This is a genomic window from Aureibaculum marinum (assembly GCF_003813905.1).
Taxonomy (GTDB): domain Bacteria; phylum Bacteroidota; class Bacteroidia; order Flavobacteriales; family Flavobacteriaceae; genus Aureibaculum; species Aureibaculum marinum.
Genome location: NZ_RPFJ01000005.1, coordinates 74,425 through 99,709, shown reverse-complemented (window position 1 = coordinate 99,709; position 25,285 = coordinate 74,425). Strand labels below are relative to the sequence as shown.

Genomic DNA, 25,285 nt, shown 5'->3' with positions numbered 1-25,285 from the left:
AAAATAATTGCTTAAAGCTACGTAAACTCTATAATATTCGGCTATGTAAACCGCTTTTTTACCTTTTTTTGTTATGATAGTATCATGTAAAATTATATTTTATAATAGATTATCATTGTTAAATAATGGTATTTCTTCTACTATGATTTAGCTTTAATTTCAGCTAATTCTTTTTCAAGTTTTTCAGCTTTTTCTTTATACTTGTGCATGGCTTTTTTAAGTTGCACTACTTTTTTTATTAGCTCATCATCTTCAATGGCTTGATAAGTTATTTTGTTATTATTTTCTTTAAATTTTGATTTTCCTCCACAAGTTGGGCAGCTTGTTACTTGACTCATAATTTTATTTTTTTTAAGTTATTAGTAACTCTTAGTTAAGTTTAATTGATCCTTGTTATTTTAATCGACTATTAAAAAATAACTGATTATTGTAGATTTTGACATTATTATTGGTTGTAGTATGAAAAAAGGGAAAAGTATAATCTAACCTCAATAAAATTGTCTTGTTTACCTTTTTTTAGAGGTTTTATTTTTGATTAAAACTATTCTGGTCTTTTCAAATGATCAATAATTCCACTTCTGAATACTGTTTTTAATTGTCTTTCTGGTTTGTTTTCATAACCAATAATTATAGAGCTATGAACAATCATTTTTTCAAAATCAAAAACTATAGTTAAATAGTCTTTTATACCCGTTTCATGCCAATTTATTAAATAAAGATTGTCTCCAATTTTACGAGAACGATAAGGGATATTAGTATTTCCATTTCCCTTAGTTGGACCAGCAATCCATTCATATTTTGCTTTTCCATGTTTAAACTCCATGTGTATTGCAGTGCCATTTTGGTACTGAAAATTTAAAGTATAACCATCTAAGAAATGTTCAGGTTCTCCGAATTGATATTGATTTTTTTCAGTTGTTTTACTTTGTGAGAAACTATATCCAACATTTAATAAAGCAAGAATAATTAATGTAACCAATTTTATTTTCATTTTTTTCTGTTTTAAAGTTGGGAGCAAAGTTGAAATAATGAGAAGAAAAAAAGTAGGTTAATGTTAGGGAAAGAATGGTAAAAGTAATCCAGAGATTATTTTATAGTCTTTTTAAATTGTTTAGGGGTAATGCCAGTGTGTTTTTTGAAGAACTTTGTAAAATTTGTTATGTCATCAAACCCAACAGCATATCCTATTTCCTTTAAGCTATTATCTGTACTTACTACAGCTCTTTTTATTTCAAGAATCACAAAATTATCAATAAAATGCTTGGCCGTATTAAAGGTGAATTCTTTAACTACTATATTTAGGAGTTTTGGAGATATTGATAACATTTTAGAATAATCTTTTACATTTCTAGTTGCGATGTACTTTTCTTCAACAAGATTTTTAAATTTGGTAAATAATGAATATAATTTATTTTGTAGTAGAAGATTGTTGGTTTGTGAAAGTCGTTCTAATCTAAGTAAGTACAATTCAAGCATTGCTGCTATAATATTTTTTTGTGCATAACTGTTTTTGGTTTCTAATTCAATGTAAAGTTGGGTAATGAAGTCATCATTATATTGGATGCCATTTACAGCTGTATCGGATATGTGATAATTGTAAAGATGTGAGATAAATTTAATGGATGACTTTGAAAAATAATTCAGTACAAATTTTTCTGTAAATAATACTAGATAACCTTTGTATTTAGGATTTTGCTCAAACGAATGTACTTGTCCTTTTGCAATTTTTAAAACTGTACCTTTTTTTAAAGAATAATCTATAAGATCAACTTTATGAGTGCCAACACCATCTGTAACAATCAAAAGTATAAAAAAGTCAATCCTATGTGGTAAATTGGGATTATGATCTAAGCCAGCCTCTATTTTAGCAAATAAAGTAGATAAATTGAGAATTTCAAATTCCTTTTCATCATTATCGCTTTCAAAGGTTATGTTAGGTATGTGATTGTTCTTTTTGACTGTATTTAATTTAGAATTATATAAGCACAATATACAGAATTATTCTAACAGATTTGCTGTTTTTACAGTAAGTAAATTTTATTAATAAGTTTTAAATTAATCAATAAAGGTCTTTCATAAGAAGCTTTCTTTGTTATGTTAAACAATTTTTTTTTGATAGTTTACGTTACTATTTCTAGTAGTTGCTAAACAGACCTAATTATGAAAAAAAGAATTGTTAAAATAAGTATAAGATTTATTAATTATTTGATTGCTTTACCGTTATTAGCTTTATTGCTTTTTACAAATCAGAATGAAGAGATGACCAGATTGCTAACCATATTAAAATCGAGTACAGAAATTTAATAATTTCTTCTAAAAACTCCAATCTTTATAACTGGAATTAGATTCTAATTTTTCTTCAATAGTATCTGGCAAAGTAGGAAAGAAATCTATACCTGTTATAGTTTCTAAGCTGTCAATTGAAACTACAAATTTGTATAGTGGTGCTTTTGACTCTTCATGTGGAACTAAAAAAGCAATGGCTTTTATTTCTGGTTCAGAATAGTCAAGTAAAATTTTGTAAAATTGTTCAGGTACAGCAACTTTTTCTTGGCCAATAGTTTTGAGGTTGTTTTTTAAAATACCACCCGTAACCACAAAAAGTTGTTCGTCTTTATTAGCCCAATATCGAGTTTTTCGTTCTAATCTATTCCAAATGCCACTATTAAAATCACCTTTTTGAGGAGATATATTTGAAGTTAAAAAAGTTTCGTCATAAGCATTTTTAGAAAATTTTCTGTCTGCTGCAGGGCATAAATGTCCTTTTGTATATCCTGAATTTTTATAATTTCTATAGTCTGCCGACTGAGTTTTTACCTTTTTATCTTGAATAAAATAAGGACGTTTTCTATTAGAATTACTTAAATCTTCTTTTTTCAATTCATAAGCCACCCATTCGGCTTGTTCATAATCTTCGTGGTAAGACAAGCTGTAATACTGATGTTTAATTATGGTATTTGTGGTTGATGTAGGTAAGTAATTAAAATCAGAATTAATAACAGTGGTAACATTATCATTATTTCTATCCTTATTGGGAAGAAATAAATAAATGACTGCACTTATTAAAAGTAATAGTAAAAGGTAGACAAAAGGTTTGTTTTTTAAATGCAAAACTTTTAATTTTTAACCCCTAAAACAATTTCTTCAAAATTTTCTGATTTTGTCAAGGTTTTAAACGTAGTTACTAAATCGGCAGGTGGTTGGGTAAGTTTTCTCTTAATTAAATCTAGCCAAGCTCCTAAAACAATAATTTCGGCACTTAAAACACCGTTTTCTTTATAAATTTTATGCAGAAATTTAAAACGTTCTCCGTTTTCTGATAAACCTTCTAGAAATAATTCTATAGTAATGTCTTCACCCATAGTTATTTCTCTGTAAAAAGTGGTTTCTTCTTTGAATAAAATCGGACCAATATTTTCCTTTGAAAATCTAGCCATATCAAATCCATGTTCGTTTAAATAACGAACTCTACTTTCTGCGGCATAGTCATTATAAGCTGTATGTCGAAGGTGTCTATTCGGATCAAAATCAGACCATCTTGTTTTAAAAGAGTATTTAAATGTTTTATTAATTTCCATTAATTTAATACGTTTTTAATTCGCTTAAATGCTTCTTTTAACTCTTCAGTTGATGCTGCATATGAAAGTCTAATGCAATTTGGAGCTCCAAAAGCTTCACCTGTTACAGTGGCTACATTTGCTTTTTCTAAAAGAAACATTGAAAAATCTCCAGCGTTATTAATAGTAACACCATCAATAGTTTTTCCAAAATATGACGATACGTCTGGAAAAACATAAAAAGCTCCTTTTGGTGTATTTATAGATATTCCTTCAATTTCTGATAATAAATCTAATACCAAATCACGTCTTTTATGAAACTCATCGACCATAAATTGAATTTTAGAAACAGGAGCGTTTAATGCAGCAATTGTTGCCCGTTGAGCAATACAATTGGCACCAGAAGTAATTTGTCCCTGCATTTTGGTACACGCTTTGGCAATCCAATCAGGAGCACCCATATAACCAATTCTCCAACCAGTCATGGCAAAAGCTTTGGCAACGCCATTTACAGTAATGGTTCTGTCGTACATACTCTCAATACTTGCAAAACTGAAATTAGGTTGGCCGTAATTAATATGCTCGTAAATTTCATCAGATAAAATGTAAATATTTGGATATTTTTCTAATACCTCTGCAAATGCTCTATATTCACTTTCAGTATAAACTGTACCACTAGGATTGTTTGGAGAATTAAAGAAAATTAATTTTGTTTTTGGTGTTATTGCTGCTTCCAGCTGTTCAGGAGTAATTTTAAAATCTGTTTCAATACCTGAAGGAATTTCTTTGTAAGTGGCTTCTGCTAACGTAGCAATAGCTGAATAACTTACCCAATAAGGTGCAGGCAATAATACCTCGTCCCCTGGATTTAATAATACCATAGCAACGTTTGCAATAGACTGTTTCGCTCCAGTAGAAACTACTATTTGATTTGGGCTATAAGTAAGATTGTTATCTCGTTTAAATTTTCTGCAAATAGCTTCCCGTAAATCTAAATAACCATCAACTGGTGAATATGAGTTGTAATTATCATCAATTGCTTGTTTAGCAGCTTCTTTGATGAAATCGGGAGTATTAAAATCAGGTTCACCTAAACTTAAACTAATAATGTCTTTACCTTGTGTTTTTAGCTCACGAGCTTTTGCTGCCATAGCTAATGTTTGAGAAACAGGCAGATTGTTAATTCTATTTGACAGTTGTTGCATAATTATTAATCAAATTATAAATTAGGTAGCAAAATTAAAAATTAAAATGTAGAAATAGTAGTAAATGTTTATTAATTCATTAAAAGTTATAATTTAAACGAAACAGATTAAAAAGTATAATATTTTATGTAACTACAACGTGTAATTTATAATGTGTAACACGGAATAGAGGTTAGAAGTGTTTGGTGATTAGACTTTGTTTAAATGCTTGTTTTACATATTTAAATACTTTTGCAAATAATCTGACCGCTCTTTCAACGTATTAAGATACTCGTCAAAATGGAAGTTATTTAAAATGCTATAATTGTATCTTCTAAAAGATTGAATGGTGTTATTTAAGTCATGATCACTTATTTTTAGAGTCACTTCAACAAATTCTTTATCTATTTTTGAAATAAAAGCTCCAAGTACTTTTGCATTATTAGATTCTACTATTTGAGAAATTTCACTAAAAGAATAATCATTAACATCCTTAGAAATAACCACAACCGCACCACTTTGATTTAAAAATGGTGTGTTGTTAAAAATATTTAAAATATCAGCCAATTCATAATATCCTAAATACTTTTGTTTGTTAGTTACAACAGGAATAATGGTAGTCTCATTTATTGCAAATATTTTTAAGAGTTCAAACCAGTTGGCGTTCTCTAAAGCAAAAAAAGATTGGATTAGGTAGTAGTATTCAGAAATAGATTGATTATCTTCAATAATAGTTTGAATATCATTTTCAGCAATTAAACCAATAAAATTACCTTCTTTAATTATTGGCAAGTGCGTGCAAGTAAGTGAGTTAAATAATTTTTTAGCATTACTTATTTTGTCTGTAAGTAGTAAAGGTTTTATATCTTTAGATATGTAATTTGATGTATTCATATTATATTGCAAAATAACTAAAATTATACAACAAATACACTAATTTTGTTTTTGTAAATTTTAATAAATAACAAACTGAGCTTATTAACTATGTAAAAGTATGTTGTAACTTCTTATCAACTAAACCTCTGAATGTAAACGGTACAAAAGTTAATGAGAATCAGAAAATTAAAAAAACTATAATGACAAAGTTAAGTGTAAATATTAATAAAATTGCAACTTTACGTAATTCAAGAGGTGGTAATACGCCTGATTTGTTAAAAGTTGCAGTTGATGTTCAGGAGTTTGGAGCACAAGGAATTACAATACATCCAAGACCAGACGAAAGACATATTAGATATAAAGATGCATATGATTTAGTACCTTTAGTTGTAACAGAATATAATATTGAAGGAAATCCTATTCAACAATTTATTGACTTAGTATTGGCTGTAAAACCTACTCAAGTTACATTAGTGCCTGATGCTATTGATGCTATTACTTCAAATGCAGGTTGGGATACTATTAAAAATCAGGAATTTTTAACTGAAGTTGTAGCAGAGTTTAAAAGAAATAAAATTAGAACTTCAATTTTTATGGATCCTGATTTAAAGTTAATTGAAGCTTCAGCTAAAACTGGTACAGATAGAATTGAACTTTATACAGAAGCTTACGCTACAGAATATGCAAAAGGCAATAAAGATGCAATTATTCCTTATGTTGATGCTGCAAAATTGGCAAATGAATTAGGGTTGGGGATAAATGCTGGGCATGATTTAAGTCTTGATAATGTAGAATATTTTGCTGATAAAATCCCTAATTTATTAGAGGTTTCTATAGGTCATGCGTTAATTTCGGAAGCATTGTATTTAGGTTTGGAGAATGTAGTAAAAATGTATTTACATAAATTGCAATAATGGAAATTTTAAATTCAAATGTAAAGGGTAGTGGAGATCCGCTTATTATACTACATGGATTCTTAGGTATGGGAGATAATTGGAAATCGCTATCAAATAAATTTTCAGAACATTATCAAGTTCATTTAGTAGATCAACGTAATCATGGAAGAAGTTTTCATTCCTCTGATTTTAATTATGAGCTTATGGCTGAAGATTTATTACGTTATATTGAGTATCATAATCTGAAAAAAGTCAATTTAATTGGTCACTCAATGGGAGGTAAGGTAGCAATGTTGTTTGCTGTAACCTATCCTGAAAGAATGAATAAATTAATAGTGGCTGATATTGGACCGAAGTTTTATCCACGACATCACGATACAATTTTGGAAGGATTGTTAGCTATAGATTTTTCAGAACAAAAGACAAGAGGAGAAGTAGAAGAAGTGTTAAAAAAATATATTCCAGAATGGGGAGTGCGGCAATTTTTACTAAAAAACGTATACTGGAAAACAAAAGAAGAGCTTGCATTTCGGTTTAATTTGGAAGGGTTAATTGAAAATATGGATGAAATTGGAACTCCATTACCTTCGTTATCTGTATTTGAAGGAGAAACATTATTTTTAAAAGGAGAAAATTCAGGATATATTTCTGATGGAGATGCTACATTAGTTAAATCGCATTTTCCAAAAGCGATAATAAAAACTGTCAAAAATGCAGGTCATTGGTTGCATGCAGAGAATCCGACTGATTTTTATAACTATGTTGTCGACTTTATAGCGAAATAATATTTTGGCATGTTAGTTGAATAAAATCAGATGCATATTATTATGCAAAATGTAATAATTTAAATTTCTTCTCTTTTAATGTAATCAAGAGAATTAAAATGAAAATATATGAAACTAATTTTAAAAGTACTGTTAACTGCAATTGCTGTGGTTATTTTAGCAAAAATTTTACCAGGAATTGAAGTGGCGTCTTATACAACAGCAATATTAGTTGCTATTGTTTTAGGTATATTACGTGTTTTTATAAAACCTTTAATAATTTTATTTACACTACCATTAACTATTGTAACACTTGGGTTGTTTTTATTTGTAATTAATGCAATTATTATTTTGTTAGCAGGTAAGCTAGTAGATGGATTTGCAGTTTCAGGATTTTGGTATGCACTGCTATTTAGTTTGTTGCTATCATTTTTTCAATCCATTTTATTTTCCTTGTTAAAAGAAGATGAACAAAAGCGTGTTTCATAACTTGTTATATAGTAGAAATTTACTAATTTTGCACCCGCTAAGGAGATATTACATTTCCCAAATTTAAAGTAAACAAAAATAAGATGAATATTACTAAAGAAAATATTGATGATTTAAATGCTGTAGTGAAAATTGATATTACAGAAGAAGATTATCAAAATAAAGTAGCTGAAATTTTACGCGATTATCGTAAAAATGCAAACATACCAGGTTTTAGAAAGGGGCATGTACCTATGAGTTTGGTAAAGAGACAATACGAAAAACCTGTTCTTATTGATGAGGTAAATAAATTATTACAAGAATCATTGAATAAGTTTTTGATTGAAGAAAAATTGGATATTTTAGGTAATCCTTTACCTAAAACGCAAGAAGATTTTTCTTGGGATGCCGATAAGTTTTCTTTTGAGTTTGAATTAGGTTTAGTTCCTGATTTTGAGGTAAACTTACAACCTAAAAAAGCCATAAATAGCTATAAAATTGTTGCCGACAAAAAAATGTTGGACGATCAAGTAAAAAATATTCAAGAGCGTTATGGTAAAATGATTTCGCAAACAGAAATTTCTGAAAATTCTAACATTACAGGAACTTTTGTTAATGAAGAGAAAGAAATTGAGAAAAAAACTACATTTAAATTAGATAAGGTAAAAGGTAAAACCAATGCAAAACTTTTTAAAGGAGCTAAAGTTGGGGATGTAATTACCTTAAAAACTAAAGGCCTTTTTGTTGATGATCATTTATTGCAAAATCATTTAGGTGTTGAGCATGACGTTGCACATGATTTAGATGTTGAAGTGCAATTTACTGTAAATGAAATTTCTGAAACTGAGCCAGCTGAGTTGAATCAAGAATTATTTGATAAATTATTTGGTGAAGGTATTGTAAAAAGTGAAGAAGAGTTCAAAAATCGTTTAAAAGAAGATGCTGAAAAGCAATTTGAACAACAATCAGACCAGCAATTATTAAATGCTGTAACAGAAGCATTGATTGAAAATACTAAATTTGATTTGCCTGCAGAATTTTTACAAAAATGGATTGCTGTAGCTGGTGAAAAACAACTTTCAGAACAAGAAGCAAAAGATGAGTATGAGCGTTCTGAAAAAGGATTGCGTTATCAATTGATTGAAAGTAAAATTAGTAAAGACAATAATTTGCAAGTAACCTTTGATGAGTTAAAAGAATTTGCAAAAGGTTTTATTAAAAGCCAAATGGCTCAATATGGAAATGTAAATCCAGAAGAAAAAGAATTGGAAGAAATTGCAGGAAGAATTCTTAGTAATCAAGAAGAAGCGAAACGTTTGTCTGAGCAATTAATGAGTCAAAAATTATTAACATTCTATAAAGAAAACGTAAAGTTAAAAATTAAAGAAGTTTCTTTTGATGAATTTGTAAAAGAGGTTTATAAATAAACTTAACTTTAATCTATAAGAAAAATCCCGAAATCTTAATTTTGGGATTTTTTTTGCTACTTAATTTAACCAGTGCTGATTCTTGAAAAGTAAAATCAATAAAATTGCTATTATTTTTTAGATAGAATTTCTTTTATAGTAACAATTTGTTTACCTGTAGTGGTTTCTCCTGTGGGTTCACCACTTTCGTCTGTTAGTTCTATTGTGATAACTTTCCATTTAATTTCGAACTTTTTACCAATAACATTTTCATCAAATAAATCTATGGTAACATCATCGGACATTTCATTAAATTCAATTATTTTCCCGTCAGTATCCTTAAAATTAAAGTAATAATTATCGGTAATACCAGAAAAAGTTCCGGTAAATTTATGTTGGTCTTGAGCATTAATGTTTGCAAAAGACATTAGTATAAAAACTAATATTACAAATGTTTTCATATTCTTAATAAGTTTTAAGTTAAATTTTTTTACTAAAATATTCAGAAAATATGCTGTGGAAGCAGTCATATAAAAGACTGTTTTGCTATTACCGTTGATGTTAAGGTAAAAACACAAAAGTGGATGTAGGAAATTATTTTTCCATAACTGTTTAATTTAAGTATAATAAAGTTAGCTAATTTTTTAATTGGAAAAACATTTGTTGTAAAAAATTATGAGTAGCACAACATCAAGTTCTTACTTTCGTAATTAGTTAGTATATTTACCGTCTTAATTAATAACATATTTATTAAAATAAAACATATGAATTACGGAGAAGAGTTTAAAAAATTCGCTATAAAAGATCAAGGGATAAACAGTTTGTACTATGATAAAATGATTAGTGCAATGTACCCTATGAATCTTACCCCAAATATTATTGAAGAGCGTAAAATGAACATCGCTATTTTTGATGTTTTTTCACGTTTAATGATGGATAGAATAATTTTTTTAGGAACAGGGATTGATGATTATGTAGCTAATGTTATACAAGCACAATTATTGTTTTTAGAAAGTACTGATGCATCTAAAGATATTTCTATTTATGTAAATAGTCCAGGTGGAGGAGTATATGCTGGCTTAGGTATTTATGATACTATGCAATTTATAAAACCTGATGTAGCAACAATTTGTACAGGTATTGCTGCTTCAATGGCTGCGGTTTTAATGTGTGCTGGAGCAAAAGGAAAACGCTCTGCATTACCACATTCAAGAATCATGATTCATCAACCTTTAGGAGGAGCCCAAGGACAAGCGTCAGATATTGAAATTACTGCTAGAGAAATTCTAAAATTAAAAGATGAATTGTATCAAATTATAGCTAAACATTCTGGCCAAGATATAAAAAAGGTACATGACGATTCTGATAGAGATTATTGGATGAAAGCTGAAGAAGCAAAAGAATATGGAATGATAGATGAGGTTTTATCAAGAAATTAATAATAAAAAGTAATAAAACCAGTTTTAGTAAAAGATTTTAAGAAGGCTTAATTATGGCAGAGAAGAAAGAATTGGAATGTTCGTTTTGTAAACGTAAAAAATCCGAAACCAATATGCTTATAGCAGGATTGGAAGGACATATTTGTGACAGATGTATTGAACAAGCACATGGACTCGTAGTAAAAGAATTGGCAGAAGTAGAAACTAGTGGATTGTCTGGTGAGCTAATTTTAAAAAAACCACAAGAAATTAAGAGCTTTTTAGATCAATATATTATTGGACAAGAACAGGCTAAAAGAGTTTTATCGGTAGCTGTTTACAATCACTATAAGCGATTATTGCAACCTTCAAAAAGCGAGGAAGAGATTGAAATTGAAAAAAGCAATATAATGTTGGTGGGTGAAACAGGTACAGGAAAAACATTAATGGCAAGAACTATTGCCAAAATGTTAAATGTACCATTTGCTATTGTAGATGCTACTGTGTTAACTGAAGCAGGTTATGTTGGTGAAGATGTTGAAACTATTTTAACACGCTTATTACAATCAGCAGATTATAACGTTCAAAAAGCAGAAAGAGGAATCGTTTTTATCGATGAAATTGATAAAATAGCAAGGAAAAGTGATAACCCTTCAATTACCAGAGATGTTTCTGGTGAAGGAGTACAACAAGCATTATTAAAATTGCTTGAAGGTACTGTAGTTAATGTACCTCCTAAAGGAGGAAGAAAACATCCTGATCAAAAATTTGTTGAAGTAAACACGAGAAATATTTTGTTTGTTGCAGGAGGAGCATTTGATGGTGTAGATAGAATTATTAGCAAACGATTAAACATGCAAGCCGTTGGTTATAGTGCTTCAAAAAATGAAGAACGTGTAGATGAAAAAAATCTATTGCAGTATATTGTGCCAACTGATTTAAAAGATTTTGGTCTTATCCCTGAAATAATTGGACGTTTACCTGTATTAACGTACATGAACCCTCTTGATGCAGAGACTTTACGTGCTATATTAACAGAACCTAAAAATGCCATAATTAAACAATATAAAAAATTGTTTGCTATGGATGATATCGAGTTTTCTATAGACGATAAAGCTCTAGATTTTATTGTAAATAAGGCCGTGGAATATAAGCTTGGTGCTCGAGGATTACGTTCTTTATGTGAAGCCATTTTAACCGATGCCATGTTTGAATTGCCTGGTAGTGAAGAAAAGAAATTAAGGGTTACCAAAAAATATGCAGAAGAAAAAATGGAAAAATCTACATTGAGTAAATTAAAGGCAGTTTCCTAAGGTTAATTAGTTACAGAGTACTCTATTTAATAGACCTATTTAAAATAATAAATGTTATACGTTTATAACCTTTAAACGTATAGCATTTTAGTTATTATTGTAAATATTTAGAGTTTGTATTCTTCCTTAAATTTAGAAAAACTTATCAAAAATAATGGAGACTAAATGTTAAGAAGGTTAAAAGGTAGTAGATTGTATTTTTCTATATGGGTCAAAGATTGAATTCTTAGCAATTTGAATTCGAGTTAAATTAAAGATCAAACTTTAAAAATTAAAACAAACCAGTTGGGTTATAAATTATGATAACCAGAAATACCATAGACAAAGTTTTTGAAATTGCTCGTGTTGAAGAGGTTATTGGTGATTTTGTACAACTAAAAAAAGCAGGGAGTAATTATAAGGGGTTAAGTCCTTTTGTTAATGAAAAGTCGCCATCTTTTATGGTGTCTCCTGTAAAGCAAATTTGGAAAGATTTTAGTTCAGGTAAAGGGGGTAATGCCATTTCTTTTTTAATGGAGCACGAGCATTATTCGTACCCTGAAGCAATCCGATACTTAGCTAAAAAATACAATATAGAAATTGAAGAAACGGAGCAGTCTGATGAGCAAAAAGTTCAGGCTAGTGAGCGAGAGAGTATGTATTTGGTCTCTGAGTATGCCCGAAATTATTTTCAAGACATCTTATTAAATACTCAAAAAGGGAAAGCCATCGGGTTAAGTTATTTTAAAGAGCGTGGCTTTACTGATGAGACTATTAAAAAGTTTGAATTGGGGTATGCTTTAGATGAGTGGTCTGCCTTTACGGATACAGCTTTAAAAAAAGGATATAAACTCGAGTTTTTAGAAAAAACGGGACTTACAATAGTAAAAAGAAATCAATCAGACCCAAATCAAACAAAAACTTTTGATCGATTTAAAGGACGTGTTCTTTTTCCAATTCATAGTATGTCAGGGCGTGTGTTGGGGTTCGGAGGAAGAATATTAACTACAGATAAAAAAGCAGCAAAATACCTTAACTCACCAGAAAGTGAAATTTACCATAAAAGCAAAGTACTTTATGGGATTTTTAATGCAAAGCAAAGTATAGCTAAAAAAAACAATTGTTATCTGGTTGAAGGATATACTGATGTTATTTCTTTTTATCAAAAAGGAATTCATAATGTTGTGGCTTCTTCAGGTACCGCATTAACTTCTGATCAAATTAGATTAGTAAGCCGTTTAACGCCAAATATTACGGTGCTTTTTGATGGAGATGCTGCGGGTATTAGAGCTTCTATTCGTGGTATTGATTTAATTTTAGAGCAAGGTATGAATGTAAAAGTGGTTACTTTTCCTGAAGGAGACGACCCAGATACCTTTGCTAGAAAAAATTCTTTAGATCAAATAGAAGAATATTTAGAAGTAAATGCTCAAGATTTTATTCGATTCAAAGTCTCTTTACTGATGGATGAAGTAAAGGATGATCCTGTTAAAAAAGCAGGATTAATCCGTGATATTGTGGCTACAATTTCAAAAATTCCTAATCAAATTCAACGTGAAGTTTATGTGCAAGAATGTGCTAAAATCATGGATATTTCTGAGCGTGTATTATTTAGTGAATTAGCACAATTATCTAAAAAGGAAGAACGAGAGGCGTCTAAACGTCCTAAAGAAGAGCAACAACAAGCATTTACGGTAGAAAAGTCAGAAAAAACTGCTTTTAAAAAAACAGATCAGTTAAATAAATTAGAAAGAAAACTGATAGAAATACTCTTGCTGTACGGAAATAAAGAAATTGATTTTGAAGATTATGTAGAGGTTGAGGATAGTGAAGGAAGAACTAAATTGGTAAAAGAAAATTATCAGAACACCATAGCAAATGAGATTTATTTACATTTACAAGAAGATGAAATTGAATTCAGTAATGAAATTTTTCAAAAAATATATTTTGATATCATTCATCAATTAAATCAGGAAGAAAAGATAAACCCAGAATTTTTTATCAATCATGAAGATACTGAACTAGGTAAAGTAGTCACTGATATTTTAATGGATGATGAAAAATATAGTTTAAGCGATTGGGGACGAAAAGAAATTTATGTTCGTACAAAAGATAAAAATCTTTCCAAGTTAGTTATGGATGCTATTCTAAATCTACGCAGAATTTTAATTGAATTAAAAATTAAGGAGCTTGTAGAAGAAGAGACCTCAGAAGAAGAGCGTAATAGCATGTTGGAAATGATTGTAAACTACACTCAACTAAAGAAGTTACTTTACGAAAAATTAAATAGGGTAGTTTAATTTATTAACTCTTCTGGTATCTTACAAACCGGAATTTCTACCATTTTGTGTTTGTTTGCTTTATGACGTTGTAAGTATATTTCAATCACTTTTTTAGCTCGCCCATCAAATTCATCAACAGTTTTACCTTGAGCAATCATTTTCATGGCCCATTCTAATTCGTCATAACTTGCACCAATTTGATCTTCATCGGTTCTCGAATCGCCAAACAAACCATCAGTTGGTTTTGCTTTTAAAATAGATTCAGGCACTTTTAAATATTCTCCAACTTTATAAACTTCTGATTTCATCAAATCGGCTATTGGACTTAAATCTACACCACCATCACCATATTTAGTAAAAAAACCAACACCAAAATCTTCTATTTTATTACCGGTACCGCATACTAAAAGGCTATGTATTCCTGCAAAATAATATAATGTACTCATTCTTAATCTTGCTCTGGTGTTTGCCATTGATAGAGCTACTTTGTCACTTGAAGCCTCATCGGGTAATAAATTATCAAAGGCATCAAAAACAGTAGTTAAATTAATATTCTTTGAACTAATATTCGTATAACGTTCTTTAAGTTGGGCAATATGTTCTTGTGCTCTTGAAACTTGGTTTTCTTCTTGGTGTATGGGCATTTCCAAACAAAGTACTTTTAACCCAGTTTCGGCACATAAGGTAGAAGTAACTGCAGAGTCTATACCTCCAGAAATGCCAATAACAAATCCGTTTACGCCAGCTTTTGTGGCATATTCAATTAACCAATTTACAATATGTTTTGTTACTTTTTCTGTTTGCATTGTAAAACAATTTAGTAGCTTTGCACGTTAGCGATAAGGTTAGAATTTGTTTATTCTAAGTGCAAATCATAAATTCATATTTCCGTTTCAGCGAAAATACTAAATTTTAATAGATGTTTAAATACGTTTCTTTTTTAATTTTACTATTAACTTTTGTCAACTGTACAAAAAAAGATAAGTTAGATGTTGATGTTTCAGACATCTCAGTAGATTTGGATATTCATCGTTTTGATCAGCTTTTCTATACGGCTAATGCAGAAAAATTACCCGAATTAAAAGTGAAATATCCCTATTTGTTTCCAGAACAGACGCCTGATAGTATTTGGTTGCAAAAAATTGAAGACAAAGACGAACGAGAATTATATACTGAAACTCAAAATGTTTTTAGTGATTTTTCTGATCAAGAAAAACAGTTAAAAAATTTGTTTAAACATATTAAATATTATTATCCCGAATTTACTTCGCCAAAAGTAATTACATTAATTTCAAATGTAGATTATGAAGCAAAAACAGTTTATGCAGATAGTTTGTTACTAGTTTCTTTAGATGTGTTTTTGGGTAGTGATAGTAAAATTTATGAAAGTTTTCCAAATTATATTAAGCAAAATTTCACAAAGAATCATTTAATAGTTGACGTAGCTAAAGCGATTACGGACGTACAATTATTATTTTCTACAGACAGAACTTTTGTATCTAGAATGGTACAACAAGGTAAAAAAATGTATCTGTTAGATGCCTATTTGCCTAAAGTTAATGATGCTGTAAAAATGGGATATACTCAAGAGCAAATTGATTGGGCAGAATATAATGATGAAGAGGTTTGGAAGTATTTTATAACAAATAAGTTGTTATTTAGTACAGAGCAAGAGTTGTCAAGAAGGTTTTTAGACAATGCACCTTTTTCTAAATTTTACCAAGCTAATGATAATGAAACTCCTGGAAGAATTGGTGTTTGGTTTGGTTGGCAAATTGTAAGAGCTTATATGAAAAATACCAATACTTCGTTGCAAGAAATGTTAAAAGCTGAGAACGAAGAAATATTTAAAAAATCAAAATATAAACCAAGTAAATAGTATTTCGGTGAAGCTAAATCTTTGCTTTAACTTTAGTATTATATACACAAACTAATTTTTATTAAGCCATTATTATATGTCAACAAAACATACTTCTGAAATAAAATTTACCGTAGGATTAGATGAAAATAAAATACCTGAAAAATTATCTTGGGATGCCAAAGATGGAGGTATAGAAAATGAATCTACCAAAGCTGTTTTAATTTCTGTTTGGGATGATAAAAAGAAGGAAACTTTAAAAATGGATTTATGGACAAAAGATATGCCTCTTAACGAGATGCAACATTTTTTCCATCAAACCTTATTGTCTCTTTCTGATACTTTTTATAGAGCTACTAATGATGAGAAAATGACAGCTACAATGCGTGATTTTTGTGATTATTTTGCCGAAAAGCTTGAATTACTTGAGAAATAATCTTGTAATTATTTACAATTGAATTATTACGAGTTATTTTTTTTAAGGAGGTATAATTTATACTGGGTTATATTTATTAATTTCAGCAATAACTTTTTGATAATCTGTAATATTTTTCTCGAAATTCATTTCAGAAACATCTATAATTAAAGTGTTTAAATCTTGTTCTGTTTTTATAAAATTGACATAACCTTGATGAATTTGTTCCAAATAATCAGGTTTTATATTTTGTTCGTAATGTCTTCCTCTATTTTTGATATTATCAAGTAAACTTTCAGTATTTTGATATAGATAAATATACAAGTCAGGTTTTGTAATTTCTTTATACATCACATCAAAAATACGTCTGTATAATTTGTATTCATCTTTAGATAAGGATACTTGTGCAAAAATTAATGACTTAAAAATATAATAATCAGAAATTATAAAGTTTTTAAATAAATCAAACTGAGCTAAATCATCAGATAGTTGTTGGTAGCGGTCAGCTAAAAAACTCATTTCTAAAGGAAAAGCGTACCGTTCCATATCGTTGTAATATTTAGGTAAAAAAGGATTGTCAGCAAATCGTTCTAGTACTAATTTGGCATTATAATCTACACCTAACATTTTTGATAATGTTGTTTTGCCTGCTCCTATATTACCTTCAATAGCTATGTAATTATATTTTTCAATTATAGAAATAGGTTTTTTTAAAGTCAAATCAGTCTTTAATATTTCAGAAGTGTCTGTGCAATTTTCTAAACATTTTTTAATAGTGTTTTTTGTTATGGGATGTTTAACATCTGGGGCAATTTCTGCTAAAGGTGCTAGAACAAATTTACGTTCCAACATATGAGGATGGGGAATGGTTAAATTAGTATTTAAAATAATTTCATGGTCAAAAAGTAATACATCAATATCAATGATTCTGGCTTTATATTCTGATAAATTTCCTCGTTCTCTCCCTAAGTCAGTTTCTATTTTTAAAACACTTTTTAATAATGATTCTGGCTTTAAGTTGCTAGAAACTTCAATACAAATATTTAAAAAGTCGTCACTTTCAAATCCCCATGAAGCTGTTTGATAAACAGAAGAAACGTTACTAATTCTACACCCAATCTGTTCAATTAAATCAATTGCCATTTGAAGATTTTTCAATCGGTCACCAAGATTGCTACCTAAAGATAAATATGTAGTTTTTTGAGTTTTCATAAAACGGACATAAAAATTATTTTAAATGTAAATGGTTGATAAATAGCGAACAGCATGAGATTGATAAAAAACCATATATATGAGTACATATAAAGTGGTACAAAGAAAAATAAAATCATTAGATAAAAGATTATCTTTGTGGCTCTATTTATAAACATTTTAAATGTTAATAGGATTTCTTTGTAACATTTTAAATGTAAATCAGACTTATTTGGAATAAAAACAGGATAACAATCCTCAATTAATTTATAGGAATTAAGCAAACATGTTAAAAAATTATCATAAATATAAATGATAAAATATCTTTTGTTAGAGACATTTGTAAAATAATAAATAATAAAATAATATATGAAATTTTTAAGAGAGTTATTAGCTGCCATATTAGGTGTTTTTATTGCTACAGGTATTATGTTTTTAATTTTTATACTCTTTATGTCAGCTGCAGCTTCATCTTTTGGAGATGATAAAAAGGTTACAATTAAAGACAACACGATATTAGAATTAAATTTAGAGAATGTTATTAAAGATTATGCTCCAAAAAGTGATGATCCGTTAGCAGAAATTTTTGGTATTCAAGAAGAACAACTTGGATTGCAAGAAATTTTAAATGCTATAGAAAATGCAAAAACAGACGATAGAATTAAAGGTATAAGTATTAAAACCCTATTTGTAAATGGTGGAAAGGCTCAAATGCAAGCTATTAGAAATAAATTGATTGATTTTAAAGAATCGGGTAAATTTATAATGGCTTATTCTGATTTTTATTTACAAGATACTTATTACTTAAGCTCTGTTGCAGATTCCATTTTTGTAAATCCTGTTGGTCAAATTGATTTCAGGGGACTTTCAACAGAAATATTGTATTATAAAGATTTGCAAGAAAAATCTGGCGTAAAAATGGAGGTTATACGTCATGGAAAATATAAAAGTGCAGTAGAGCCGTTTCTAGAAGATAAAATGAGTATAGCCAACAGAGAGCAAATATCATCTTTTTTAAATTCTATATGGTATGAAATGGTGGGTGATATAGCAGATAGTAGAAATAAATCAATTGATGAAGTAAATGCTATAGCTGATGATTTATTAGCAAGAACACCTAAGTTGGCAATTGAAAATAATATGATAGATGATCAATTGTTTAATGATGAATATGAAGACAAATTAAAGGTATTGGCTGGTGTTGAGAAAGATAAAGAACTAAATAGTGTTAGTATTGCGGATTATATTTCTACAGGAAAAGGAAAAGTAAAGTCATCTTCTACTGATAAAATAGCTGTTATTTATGCTCAAGGAGAAATTATATATGGTAAAGGTACAGTAGATGTGATAGGGCAAGAGAGCATTATTAAGGCTTTAAGCAAAACACGAAAAGATGATAAAATTAAAGCTATTGTTTTAAGAGTGAACTCTCCAGGAGGAAGTGCTTTGGCTTCAGATTTAATATGGAGAGAATTGGAATTGACAAAAAAGGAAAAACCATTAGTGGTTTCTATGGGTAATTATGCCGCTTCAGGAGGATATTATATTGCATGTAATGCGGATGAAATTATAGCTGAGCCTACTACTATTACTGGTTCTATTGGTGTTTTTGGTATGATTCCGAATTTTAGTGAATTGACTGAAAAAATAGGTATAAATGCGGAACAAGTGGGAACAAATAAAAATTCATTTGCCTATAGTCCTTTTGAGCCCATTTCTGAAGAATTCTATAATGTAACAAAAGAAGGTGTAGAAGACATTTATAAAACTTTTGTCAGTAGAGTTGCTAAGGGTAGAAAAATGACAGAAGCACAAGTAGATAGTATAGCACAAGGGAGAGTTTGGACAGGAGCTGAAGCTATAGAAAATGGTTTAGTTGATAAATTAGGTAGTTTAAATGATGCAGTAACTAGAGCAGCAGAATTAGCGGAGTTGTCTGATTATAGTATTACTAATTATCCTCGATATAAAACCGATTTTAGAGATGCTTTTAATCCAATTTCAATTATAGAATTGAATAAAGAAAAGATATTAAAAGATGAATTGGGACTTGAGAATTACAAAATTTATAAAAATATTAAAGATTTTACAAAATTAAAAGGGGTGCAAGCAAGAATGCCTTTTGAGTTGAACATAAAGTAATTTATAGGTTTATTTTACTATAAAAAAGACCGCAACAGGTAGCTTGCGGTCTTTTTTTTGTTTAATATCACGATGTTTGTTAGAAAAACTGAATTAATCTTGTTGTAAAAAATGCTTTATCTCACTTCTATACTTTGATGCACTTTTTCCTGTTATCTCATTAAATAGTTTATTAAAGTGAGAAAAGTTGTTAAAACCACACTCAAAACAGATGTCAGTTATACTTGATTGGCTTTCTGATAACAATTTAGTTGCATGAACTACTCTGTATTCATTTACCAATTTAGTAAATGTTTTTCCAGTTGCTTTTTTAAAATATCTACAAAATGCAGGTACAGTCATGCTGACTTTTTCTGCTATTTCATCTAAAGGTATAGGTCTTTGAAAATTTGTGTTAATATGCTTAAAAATAATATCAATTTTTGCACTATCTTGTGCTTCAGTTTCAAAGGCAAAACCATCTACATTTAATAAGGTATAATCTTCAGCAACGGCCAAATCATTTAAAATTTCTAATAACATAGAAATTCTATGAAATCCTTTCAAATCTATTAAGCTTTGAATTTTTGGACCTACTGTTTTTTTTGTTTCAGGTTTGTATAATAATCCTTTTTTAGCTTTTTCTAATAAATTGGTAATTGCACTCATTTCGGGAATCTTAAAAAAAGTATCCCCTAAAAAATCAGGTTTAAACTGTATAATAGTTTCTGTACCTCTAGTGGTTAGGCGATCAGCAAAACCATTATGAGGTAAATTAGAACCAATTAGAATTAATTGACTGTTATTAAAATATGATAAATGATTTCCAATATGTCTTTTTCCTTTTCCTTTATCTACGTAAACTAATTCAATTTCTGGATGGAAATGCCAAAATGCAGAATTTTTATTTTTTATTTTTTTTGTGTGTTGTCTTACTAATATGGAACTACCAAAGCCAGGGCTAATTTTTTCAAGAGTAGGTTTTTTATTTACTGTTAACTTTTCCATAACACAAAATTACAAGATTTAATAATACAAAACTATAGATAGTTAACAGTAAAGTGTTCTATTTTAACCTTAACAGTTTGTTAACGCATTTTTGATGATAATTAAGCACATAAATTGATTAAAATTTATGTGTTTTATGATTGTGAATGCCTCTATATTTGTCCCATAATTTATTTAAAAAATTAAAATATGAAAAAGATAATTAAAAATAATATATTAATAATAGCTTTGTTTTCTACTATTTTCAGTTATGCAAACGACTTTACTTATTCTAATAATGATAAAGGTGGCGTAACTCAAGTTACTTTTAAAAACGTAAATGAAGGAAATATTTTATCTATAAAAGATATAAATGGTTTTGTGCTTTACAAAGAAACAATTAAGAGTTACGGAAAATATTCCAAAAATTTTGATTTATCAGCTTTACCCGATGGAGATTATCTTTTTGAAATGGAAAAAGAATTTGAAATTAAAATAATTCCATTTAAAGTGAATCTAAAAAAAGTTGATTTCAATAAAGAATTAGAATCTGTTATTTTTAAACCAGTAGTAATTGTAGAAAATGGATTTGTGAAAGTTCAACAGTCATTATTAAACAAAGAACCATTAGCTGTAAATATTTACTATGAGAATGGTCAATTGGTACACTCTAATAAATTTGAAAATACAGAAATTTTAAGTAAATCATATGATTTTTCTTCAAGTGTAAAAGGTAATTATAGAATAGAATTTTCTAATGGCAATAGAACTTTTGTAAAAGAAATTAAAATTTAAAAGACATTTATGGATTTAGTTAGTTCATAAATATTTGATTAGTTAGTTAAAGTTTGAGTTTAAAAGTGAGCCAGTAGGCTCACTTTTTTTATGCTGTAGATTTTGGTTTTTATTATTTAAATGAGTACAAAGTAGATTGGTTGTGATATGCATATTTAACACAAATGTATGTAATATTAACATTATAAAGTTTTTATAAGTGTCTGTTGTGTTAATATGCCATATATATTTGTCAAAATTGATGTTTTTAAGATGAATGATTGCCTATACATTTGTAACATAATAACCTTAAAAAATTAAGACATGAAAAAAGTAATTAAGAATGGTTTAGCAATGGTAGTAATGTTAACTACTATGTTCAGTTATGCAAATGAATTTGTTGGTGCTGATCTTTTAAAAGATGATATTACAAACGTAACATTTGAAAATGTTACAGAGGGGTCTGTTTTAACTATTAAGGATTTAAACGGATTGGTTCTATACAAAGAAACAATTTTAGAACAGGGTGTTTATTCAAAAGAATTTGATTTAACAGCGTTACCTGATGGAGATTATATATTTGAAATGGACAAAGAATTTGAAATTAAAATAATTCCATTTAAAGTTAAAATGAATAAAGTTCATTTTAAAAAGGAATTGCAATCAGTTACGTTTAAGCCATCTGTTGTAATAGAAAAAGGACTTGTTAAAATTCAAAAATCTATGCCGGATAAATCACCATTACAAATTAAAGTTTTTTACGAAAATGGAGATTTAGTTTATACAGAGAAAGTTGAAAATAAATTCGTTTTTAATAAAACTCTAGATTTCTCTTCAAGTTTAAAAGGTGAGTACAGAATAGTGATGTCAACACCTAGTAGAATTTTTGAAAATAGAATAAACCTTTAATCGAGGGGTAACAGCAACAATCATAATTAGATTAGTTAGTTTGAGTTAAAAAGTGAGCCAATTGGTTCACTTTTTTTTGTATTCTACAAAGCTATAGTTAAAGTCATGATTTTCATCAGCTTTATGGTCTTCACGTTTTGTTTCTTTCCATATTTTGCTATTAATTTCTGGAAAAAATGCATCGGCCTCAAAAGAGGCATCTACTAATGTTAAATCTAATTTATCTGCAATCTGTATAGCTTCAGCATAAATTTGAGCACCACCGAGAATATAAGGATTAGGGTCTCCAGATTGGTTTAAAGCCTCTTCTAAAGAATTCACTACCACGCATAATGGAGCTTTATAATCTTTATTTCGAGTAATAATTATATTGGTTCTACTAGGTAAAGGGCCTTTTAAAGATTCGTAAGTTTTTCGTCCCATAATTACATCGTGGCCTGAAGTAACCCTTTTAAAACGTTTTAAGTCATTAGGTAAGTGCCAAATGAGTTGATTATTTTTACCGAGTTCTCTATGTTTGCCTAATGCAGCAATTATTGTAACTTCTCTTTTAAGATTTTTTTTTTCAGGATTGGCGGCTTCGGTTTTATTTGGGGATATTATACCTGTCTTAATCAACTTTTTCTCCAACTTGTCAATTTTCTTTTTATGTTTATTTATTAATTTTTCAGTTTCTACTTGTTCCCATTCTTTGCCGAAAAACTTATTTGTAATAAAGACATTAATAAAATGAAAAATCCAAATTAACAGCCATCCTGCAACAGCGTATTTAAACCAATCACCAAATTTTTCACTTCCAACGTTAAAAATGATGTTTAATACAATTAAAAAAGCGGAACCTATTAAAAAGACAATAAAGTGATAATATAATCGCTTTTTTTGTTTTATGCGTTTACGAGCCTTTTCGTATAATTCTATTTGTTCTTTTTCCATTAATTTTAGTTGATTGGTTTGCTCTTTTGTTTCGTATTCTAGAAATTCTTCTTCTTTTTTAGTCTTATATCTAGTATTGATATATGTTTTATTCTAGAAAATAAACCTCTTAATTCGTTCTACGAAATAGAACTCCTAGATTTAATTTTATTACAAAAAAAGCATCTTTTTTTGTTTTGAGTTAGTAAAATAAGAAAACGATTAAGACAGAGTTTATTACATACTTTTTAACCACTCTTTAATGTAACCAGAAAAGTCTTCAGTTTCTAGGGCATTATGGTAATTGTCAAATTCAATATGTTCGTTTTCAAGAGTATTTAAAATTGCCTGTATTGCATTTAGCTTATTTTCATTTTCAATTTTATTAATTCTTTCTATTAACTGTTTTTTTAATTCTTCTTTTTTCATTTTATTTTTTTTTTAGAGTTATATCTTATCTTAGAGTACTATATAATGAGTAATTTATCAAATCAATATAGGATTATAGGAAAACAACATAAACTCACTACAAAAGTATCCATAAAATTACAAATTTTATTCAATCTAATATTATTAAAACCAATAATTATGTAAATATTAACGCTTTATTTTATGTTTTTCATTTTTAAATTATTTTTAATTAAATAATCACTAAATATACTTAGTTATCAAGTGTTTAGGTTTGAAGTGTAGATTATATTGTATAATTTTGTAACAAATTTTAAAAACACAAAAATTATGGCAATTACTAAAAATTATTTAAAGACAAGACCGGTTTGTAAGGTAACTTTTACCGTTGCAGAGCCCGATGCAGAAAAGGTATCTGTTGTTGGAGATTTTAACAATTGGAAACCAACAAAAAAGTATGAATTAAAGAAATTAAAAAACGGCAATTTCAAAGGAACTATAGATTTAGAAAAGGATCAATCTTATCAATTTAGATATTTAATAGATGGATCATATAAGAATGAAGAACAAGCGGATTCTTTTGCTTGGAATGATTTTGCTGGAGCTGAAAACGGAGTATTAGAATTGTAGTAAACCTAGGACTAGAAATATAAAAAATCCCAAATTAGCTTAAGCTAATTTGGGATTTTTTATATTAAAAAGTTGTTCTAATAGTTATACAGCAACATCTCCTTTGATATGCGGGTGCGGGTTGTAATCTAGCAATTCAAAATCTTCAAACTTAAAGTCAAAAATATTTTTAACTTCATAATTAATTTTCATTTTTGGTAAAGGTCTAACGTCTCTAGATAATTGTAATTTTAATTGTTCAATGTGGTTGTTGTAAATATGTGCATCTCCAAAGGTGTGAATAAATTCTCCAGGTTCATATCCACAAACTTGTGCAATCATCATTGTAAATAGAGCATAAGAAGCAATATTAAATGGTACGCCTAAAAATATGTCAGCACTTCGTTGATAGAGTTGGCAAGAAAGTTTACCGTCAGCTACATAAAATTGAAAGAAAGCATGACAAGGCGGTAAAGCTGCTTTACCATTAGCAACGTTTTCACTAAACGATTTTGAAGTGTTTGGTAATACTGAAGGATTCCAAGCAGAAACTAACATTCTTCTACTATTGGGATTGTTTTTTAATGTATCTATTACATCACTTATTTGATCAATTTCATCATTATTCCAGTTACGCCATTGATGGCCGTAAATAGGACCTAAATCACCATTCTCATCTGCCCAAGCATTCCAAATACGTACACCATTTTGTTGTAAATAGTTAATATTAGTATCTCCATTTATAAACCATAGTAGTTCATAAATAATAGATTTTAAATGTAATTTTTTAGTGGTAACCATGGGAAAACCATCTGCCAAGTTGAATCGCATTTGATATCCAAAAACACTTTTTGTTCCTGTTCCTGTACGATCCCCTTTTTGGTTTCCATTTTCTAATACATGTTTTACTAAATCGTGATATTGTTTCATAGAAATCTGTCTTGTCCTTTTTTTGTGT

At 28.8% G+C, this 25,285-nt stretch carries 28 protein-coding genes; 14 read left to right on the top strand and 14 right to left on the bottom strand.

What is annotated here, in order from left to right; translation table 11 throughout:
* Positions 1-140: 140 nt before the first annotated feature.
* From EGM88_RS04335 to EGM88_RS04325, 3 genes are all read right to left on the bottom strand, one after another.
* Entirely contained in the window at positions 141-338 is a 198-nt protein-coding gene (locus EGM88_RS04335; RefSeq protein WP_123896752.1) for a hypothetical protein, read from the bottom strand.
* Between the two features lie 203 nt (positions 339-541).
* Positions 542-991, bottom strand: a complete 450-nt coding sequence (locus EGM88_RS04330) for a MoaF-related domain-containing protein (RefSeq protein ID WP_123896751.1) — start codon at positions 989-991, stop codon at positions 542-544.
* A 95-nt stretch (positions 992-1,086) separates the two neighbouring features.
* Entirely contained in the window at positions 1,087-1,989 is a 903-nt protein-coding gene (locus EGM88_RS04325) for an AraC family transcriptional regulator (RefSeq protein WP_123896750.1), read from the bottom strand.
* A 171-nt stretch (positions 1,990-2,160) separates the two neighbouring features.
* On the opposite strand from EGM88_RS04325, the gene EGM88_RS15735 reads away from it, so the two are divergent.
* On the top strand, positions 2,161-2,304 hold the full coding sequence (locus EGM88_RS15735) for a hypothetical protein (RefSeq protein WP_162497541.1): 144 nt from the start codon (positions 2,161-2,163) through the stop codon (positions 2,302-2,304).
* 9 nt (positions 2,305-2,313) lie between these two features.
* On the opposite strand, the gene EGM88_RS04320 is transcribed toward EGM88_RS15735, so the two are convergent.
* The 4 genes from EGM88_RS04320 to EGM88_RS04305 all read right to left on the bottom strand — a co-directional run bounded on the left by EGM88_RS04320 (position 2,314) and on the right by EGM88_RS04305 (position 5,635).
* The gene (locus tag EGM88_RS04320) at positions 2,314-3,111 is read right to left on the bottom strand and encodes a DNA/RNA non-specific endonuclease (protein WP_123896749.1); all 798 of its coding nucleotides are present in this window, start codon (positions 3,109-3,111) and stop codon (positions 2,314-2,316) included.
* Between the two features lie 5 nt (positions 3,112-3,116).
* Positions 3,117-3,578 (bottom strand): acyl-CoA thioesterase, encoded by a 462-nt coding sequence (locus EGM88_RS04315; RefSeq protein WP_123896748.1) that lies wholly within the window; start codon positions 3,576-3,578, stop codon positions 3,117-3,119.
* On the bottom strand, positions 3,578-4,762 hold the full coding sequence (locus tag EGM88_RS04310; RefSeq protein WP_394336873.1) for a pyridoxal phosphate-dependent aminotransferase: 1,185 nt from the start codon (positions 4,760-4,762) through the stop codon (positions 3,578-3,580). The genes EGM88_RS04315 and EGM88_RS04310 overlap by 1 nt, the downstream gene beginning before the upstream one ends.
* A gap of 213 nt (positions 4,763-4,975) precedes the next feature.
* On the bottom strand, positions 4,976-5,635 hold the full coding sequence (locus tag EGM88_RS04305) for a CBS domain-containing protein (protein WP_123896747.1): 660 nt from the start codon (positions 5,633-5,635) through the stop codon (positions 4,976-4,978).
* Positions 5,636-5,817: 182 nt separating this feature from the next.
* Here EGM88_RS04305 and EGM88_RS04300 point away from each other — a divergent pair, with 182 nt between their 5' ends.
* From EGM88_RS04300 to tig, 4 genes are all read left to right on the top strand, one after another.
* Positions 5,818-6,531: a pyridoxine 5'-phosphate synthase gene (locus EGM88_RS04300; protein WP_123896746.1), complete on the top strand. Its 714-nt coding sequence runs from the start codon at positions 5,818-5,820 to the stop codon at positions 6,529-6,531.
* Positions 6,531-7,298 (top strand): alpha/beta fold hydrolase, encoded by a 768-nt coding sequence (locus EGM88_RS04295; RefSeq protein WP_123896745.1) that lies wholly within the window; start codon positions 6,531-6,533, stop codon positions 7,296-7,298. The genes EGM88_RS04300 and EGM88_RS04295 overlap by 1 nt, the downstream gene beginning before the upstream one ends.
* Positions 7,299-7,406: 108 nt before the next feature.
* Entirely contained in the window at positions 7,407-7,766 is a 360-nt protein-coding gene (locus tag EGM88_RS04290; protein WP_123896744.1) for a phage holin family protein, read from the top strand.
* An 83-nt stretch (positions 7,767-7,849) separates the two neighbouring features.
* Complete coding sequence (tig, locus tag EGM88_RS04285; RefSeq protein ID WP_123896743.1) at positions 7,850-9,172, top strand: trigger factor; 1,323 nt, start codon at positions 7,850-7,852, stop codon at positions 9,170-9,172.
* Between the two features lie 110 nt (positions 9,173-9,282).
* On the opposite strand, the gene EGM88_RS04280 is transcribed toward tig, so the two are convergent.
* Positions 9,283-9,612 (bottom strand): hypothetical protein, encoded by a 330-nt coding sequence (locus tag EGM88_RS04280; protein ID WP_123896742.1) that lies wholly within the window; start codon positions 9,610-9,612, stop codon positions 9,283-9,285.
* Between the two features lie 303 nt (positions 9,613-9,915).
* Here EGM88_RS04280 and clpP point away from each other — a divergent pair, with 303 nt between their 5' ends.
* From clpP to dnaG, 3 genes are all read left to right on the top strand, one after another.
* The gene (gene clpP / locus EGM88_RS04275; RefSeq protein ID WP_123896741.1) at positions 9,916-10,590 is read left to right on the top strand and encodes an ATP-dependent Clp endopeptidase proteolytic subunit ClpP; all 675 of its coding nucleotides are present in this window, start codon (positions 9,916-9,918) and stop codon (positions 10,588-10,590) included.
* 53 nt (positions 10,591-10,643) lie between these two features.
* Positions 10,644-11,882 carry an ATP-dependent Clp protease ATP-binding subunit ClpX gene (gene clpX / locus EGM88_RS04270; protein WP_123896740.1) on the top strand — a complete coding sequence of 413 codons (1,239 nt, stop codon included), beginning with the start codon at positions 10,644-10,646 and terminating at the stop codon, positions 11,880-11,882.
* 299 nt (positions 11,883-12,181) lie between these two features.
* Positions 12,182-14,161, top strand: coding sequence for a DNA primase (gene dnaG, locus EGM88_RS04265; RefSeq protein WP_123896739.1), 1,980 nt, complete (start codon positions 12,182-12,184; stop codon positions 14,159-14,161).
* On the opposite strand, the gene nadE is transcribed toward dnaG, so the two are convergent.
* Positions 14,158-14,949: an NAD(+) synthase gene (nadE, locus tag EGM88_RS04260; RefSeq protein ID WP_123896738.1), complete on the bottom strand. Its 792-nt coding sequence runs from the start codon at positions 14,947-14,949 to the stop codon at positions 14,158-14,160. The two genes, dnaG and nadE, sit on opposite strands and share 4 nt — an antisense overlap.
* A 113-nt stretch (positions 14,950-15,062) precedes the next feature.
* On the opposite strand from nadE, the gene gldB reads away from it, so the two are divergent.
* Positions 15,063-16,022, top strand: coding sequence for a gliding motility lipoprotein GldB (gldB, locus tag EGM88_RS04255; RefSeq protein WP_203229424.1), 960 nt, complete (start codon positions 15,063-15,065; stop codon positions 16,020-16,022).
* Between the two features lie 76 nt (positions 16,023-16,098).
* Positions 16,099-16,437 (top strand): gliding motility protein GldC, encoded by a 339-nt coding sequence (gene gldC, locus EGM88_RS04250; protein WP_123896737.1) that lies wholly within the window; start codon positions 16,099-16,101, stop codon positions 16,435-16,437.
* Positions 16,438-16,494: 57 nt separating this feature from the next.
* On the opposite strand, the gene folK is transcribed toward gldC, so the two are convergent.
* The gene (gene folK / locus EGM88_RS04245) at positions 16,495-17,628 is read right to left on the bottom strand and encodes a 2-amino-4-hydroxy-6-hydroxymethyldihydropteridine diphosphokinase (protein ID WP_123896736.1); all 1,134 of its coding nucleotides are present in this window, start codon (positions 17,626-17,628) and stop codon (positions 16,495-16,497) included.
* Positions 17,629-17,976: 348 nt separating this feature from the next.
* Between folK and sppA the strand changes: the two genes are divergently transcribed.
* Positions 17,977-19,749, top strand: coding sequence for a signal peptide peptidase SppA (gene sppA / locus EGM88_RS04240; protein ID WP_123896735.1), 1,773 nt, complete (start codon positions 17,977-17,979; stop codon positions 19,747-19,749).
* Between the two features lie 93 nt (positions 19,750-19,842).
* Here the strand turns inward: sppA and EGM88_RS04235 are convergent, their stop codons facing one another.
* Entirely contained in the window at positions 19,843-20,736 is an 894-nt protein-coding gene (locus EGM88_RS04235; protein WP_123896734.1) for an AraC family transcriptional regulator, read from the bottom strand.
* Between the two features lie 189 nt (positions 20,737-20,925).
* Between EGM88_RS04235 and EGM88_RS04230 the strand changes: the two genes are divergently transcribed.
* The gene (locus tag EGM88_RS04230) at positions 20,926-21,510 is read left to right on the top strand and encodes a hypothetical protein (protein ID WP_123896733.1); all 585 of its coding nucleotides are present in this window, start codon (positions 20,926-20,928) and stop codon (positions 21,508-21,510) included.
* A gap of 303 nt (positions 21,511-21,813) precedes the next feature.
* Positions 21,814-22,398 carry a hypothetical protein gene (locus tag EGM88_RS04225; RefSeq protein ID WP_123896732.1) on the top strand — a complete coding sequence of 195 codons (585 nt, stop codon included), beginning with the start codon at positions 21,814-21,816 and terminating at the stop codon, positions 22,396-22,398.
* A gap of 66 nt (positions 22,399-22,464) precedes the next feature.
* On the opposite strand, the gene EGM88_RS04220 is transcribed toward EGM88_RS04225, so the two are convergent.
* Positions 22,465-23,331, bottom strand: a complete 867-nt coding sequence (locus tag EGM88_RS04220; protein ID WP_123896731.1) for a dihydrofolate reductase — start codon at positions 23,329-23,331, stop codon at positions 22,465-22,467.
* 216 nt (positions 23,332-23,547) lie between these two features.
* Positions 23,548-23,739: a hypothetical protein gene (locus EGM88_RS04215; protein ID WP_123896730.1), complete on the bottom strand. Its 192-nt coding sequence runs from the start codon at positions 23,737-23,739 to the stop codon at positions 23,548-23,550.
* 309 nt (positions 23,740-24,048) lie between these two features.
* On the opposite strand from EGM88_RS04215, the gene EGM88_RS04210 reads away from it, so the two are divergent.
* On the top strand, positions 24,049-24,348 hold the full coding sequence (locus EGM88_RS04210) for an isoamylase early set domain-containing protein (protein ID WP_123896729.1): 300 nt from the start codon (positions 24,049-24,051) through the stop codon (positions 24,346-24,348).
* An 84-nt stretch (positions 24,349-24,432) separates the two neighbouring features.
* On the opposite strand, the gene EGM88_RS04205 is transcribed toward EGM88_RS04210, so the two are convergent.
* Positions 24,433-25,257 (bottom strand): thymidylate synthase, encoded by an 825-nt coding sequence (locus EGM88_RS04205; protein ID WP_123896728.1) that lies wholly within the window; start codon positions 25,255-25,257, stop codon positions 24,433-24,435.
* Between the last annotated feature and the right edge of the window lie 28 nt (positions 25,258-25,285).

What these genes read in the sequence shown, in the direction of transcription:
- EGM88_RS04220 (WP_123896731.1), bottom strand. Translation starts at nt 23,331, where the DNA reads ATGGAAAAAGAACAAATAGAATTATACGAAAAGGCTCGTAAACGCATA.
- EGM88_RS04215 (WP_123896730.1), bottom strand. Translation starts at nt 23,739, where the DNA reads ATGAAAAAAGAAGAATTAAAAAAACAGTTAATAGAAAGAATTAATAAA.
- EGM88_RS04335 (WP_123896752.1), bottom strand. Translation starts at nt 338, where the DNA reads ATGAGTCAAGTAACAAGCTGCCCAACTTGTGGAGGAAAATCAAAATTT.
- EGM88_RS04290 (WP_123896744.1), top strand. Translation starts at nt 7,407, where the DNA reads ATGAAACTAATTTTAAAAGTACTGTTAACTGCAATTGCTGTGGTTATT.
- gldC (WP_123896737.1), top strand. Translation starts at nt 16,099, where the DNA reads ATGTCAACAAAACATACTTCTGAAATAAAATTTACCGTAGGATTAGAT.
- EGM88_RS15735 (WP_162497541.1), top strand. Translation starts at nt 2,161, where the DNA reads ATGAAAAAAAGAATTGTTAAAATAAGTATAAGATTTATTAATTATTTG.
- EGM88_RS04310 (WP_394336873.1), bottom strand. Translation starts at nt 4,762, where the DNA reads ATGCAACAACTGTCAAATAGAATTAACAATCTGCCTGTTTCTCAAACA.
- EGM88_RS04305 (WP_123896747.1), bottom strand. Translation starts at nt 5,635, where the DNA reads ATGAATACATCAAATTACATATCTAAAGATATAAAACCTTTACTACTT.
- dnaG (WP_123896739.1), top strand. Translation starts at nt 12,182, where the DNA reads ATGATAACCAGAAATACCATAGACAAAGTTTTTGAAATTGCTCGTGTT.
- folK (WP_123896736.1), bottom strand. Translation starts at nt 17,628, where the DNA reads ATGAAAACTCAAAAAACTACATATTTATCTTTAGGTAGCAATCTTGGT.
- EGM88_RS04330 (WP_123896751.1), bottom strand. Translation starts at nt 991, where the DNA reads ATGAAAATAAAATTGGTTACATTAATTATTCTTGCTTTATTAAATGTT.
- tig (WP_123896743.1), top strand. Translation starts at nt 7,850, where the DNA reads ATGAATATTACTAAAGAAAATATTGATGATTTAAATGCTGTAGTGAAA.
- EGM88_RS04295 (WP_123896745.1), top strand. Translation starts at nt 6,531, where the DNA reads ATGGAAATTTTAAATTCAAATGTAAAGGGTAGTGGAGATCCGCTTATT.
- EGM88_RS04235 (WP_123896734.1), bottom strand. Translation starts at nt 20,736, where the DNA reads ATGGAAAAGTTAACAGTAAATAAAAAACCTACTCTTGAAAAAATTAGC.
- gldB (WP_203229424.1), top strand. Translation starts at nt 15,063, where the DNA reads ATGTTTAAATACGTTTCTTTTTTAATTTTACTATTAACTTTTGTCAAC.
- EGM88_RS04280 (WP_123896742.1), bottom strand. Translation starts at nt 9,612, where the DNA reads ATGAAAACATTTGTAATATTAGTTTTTATACTAATGTCTTTTGCAAAC.
- nadE (WP_123896738.1), bottom strand. Translation starts at nt 14,949, where the DNA reads ATGCAAACAGAAAAAGTAACAAAACATATTGTAAATTGGTTAATTGAA.
- EGM88_RS04225 (WP_123896732.1), top strand. Translation starts at nt 21,814, where the DNA reads ATGAAAAAAGTAATTAAGAATGGTTTAGCAATGGTAGTAATGTTAACT.
- EGM88_RS04230 (WP_123896733.1), top strand. Translation starts at nt 20,926, where the DNA reads ATGAAAAAGATAATTAAAAATAATATATTAATAATAGCTTTGTTTTCT.
- EGM88_RS04205 (WP_123896728.1), bottom strand. Translation starts at nt 25,257, where the DNA reads ATGAAACAATATCACGATTTAGTAAAACATGTATTAGAAAATGGAAAC.
- EGM88_RS04315 (WP_123896748.1), bottom strand. Translation starts at nt 3,578, where the DNA reads ATGGAAATTAATAAAACATTTAAATACTCTTTTAAAACAAGATGGTCT.
- sppA (WP_123896735.1), top strand. Translation starts at nt 17,977, where the DNA reads ATGAAATTTTTAAGAGAGTTATTAGCTGCCATATTAGGTGTTTTTATT.
- clpX (WP_123896740.1), top strand. Translation starts at nt 10,644, where the DNA reads ATGGCAGAGAAGAAAGAATTGGAATGTTCGTTTTGTAAACGTAAAAAA.
- clpP (WP_123896741.1), top strand. Translation starts at nt 9,916, where the DNA reads ATGAATTACGGAGAAGAGTTTAAAAAATTCGCTATAAAAGATCAAGGG.
- EGM88_RS04210 (WP_123896729.1), top strand. Translation starts at nt 24,049, where the DNA reads ATGGCAATTACTAAAAATTATTTAAAGACAAGACCGGTTTGTAAGGTA.
- EGM88_RS04300 (WP_123896746.1), top strand. Translation starts at nt 5,818, where the DNA reads ATGACAAAGTTAAGTGTAAATATTAATAAAATTGCAACTTTACGTAAT.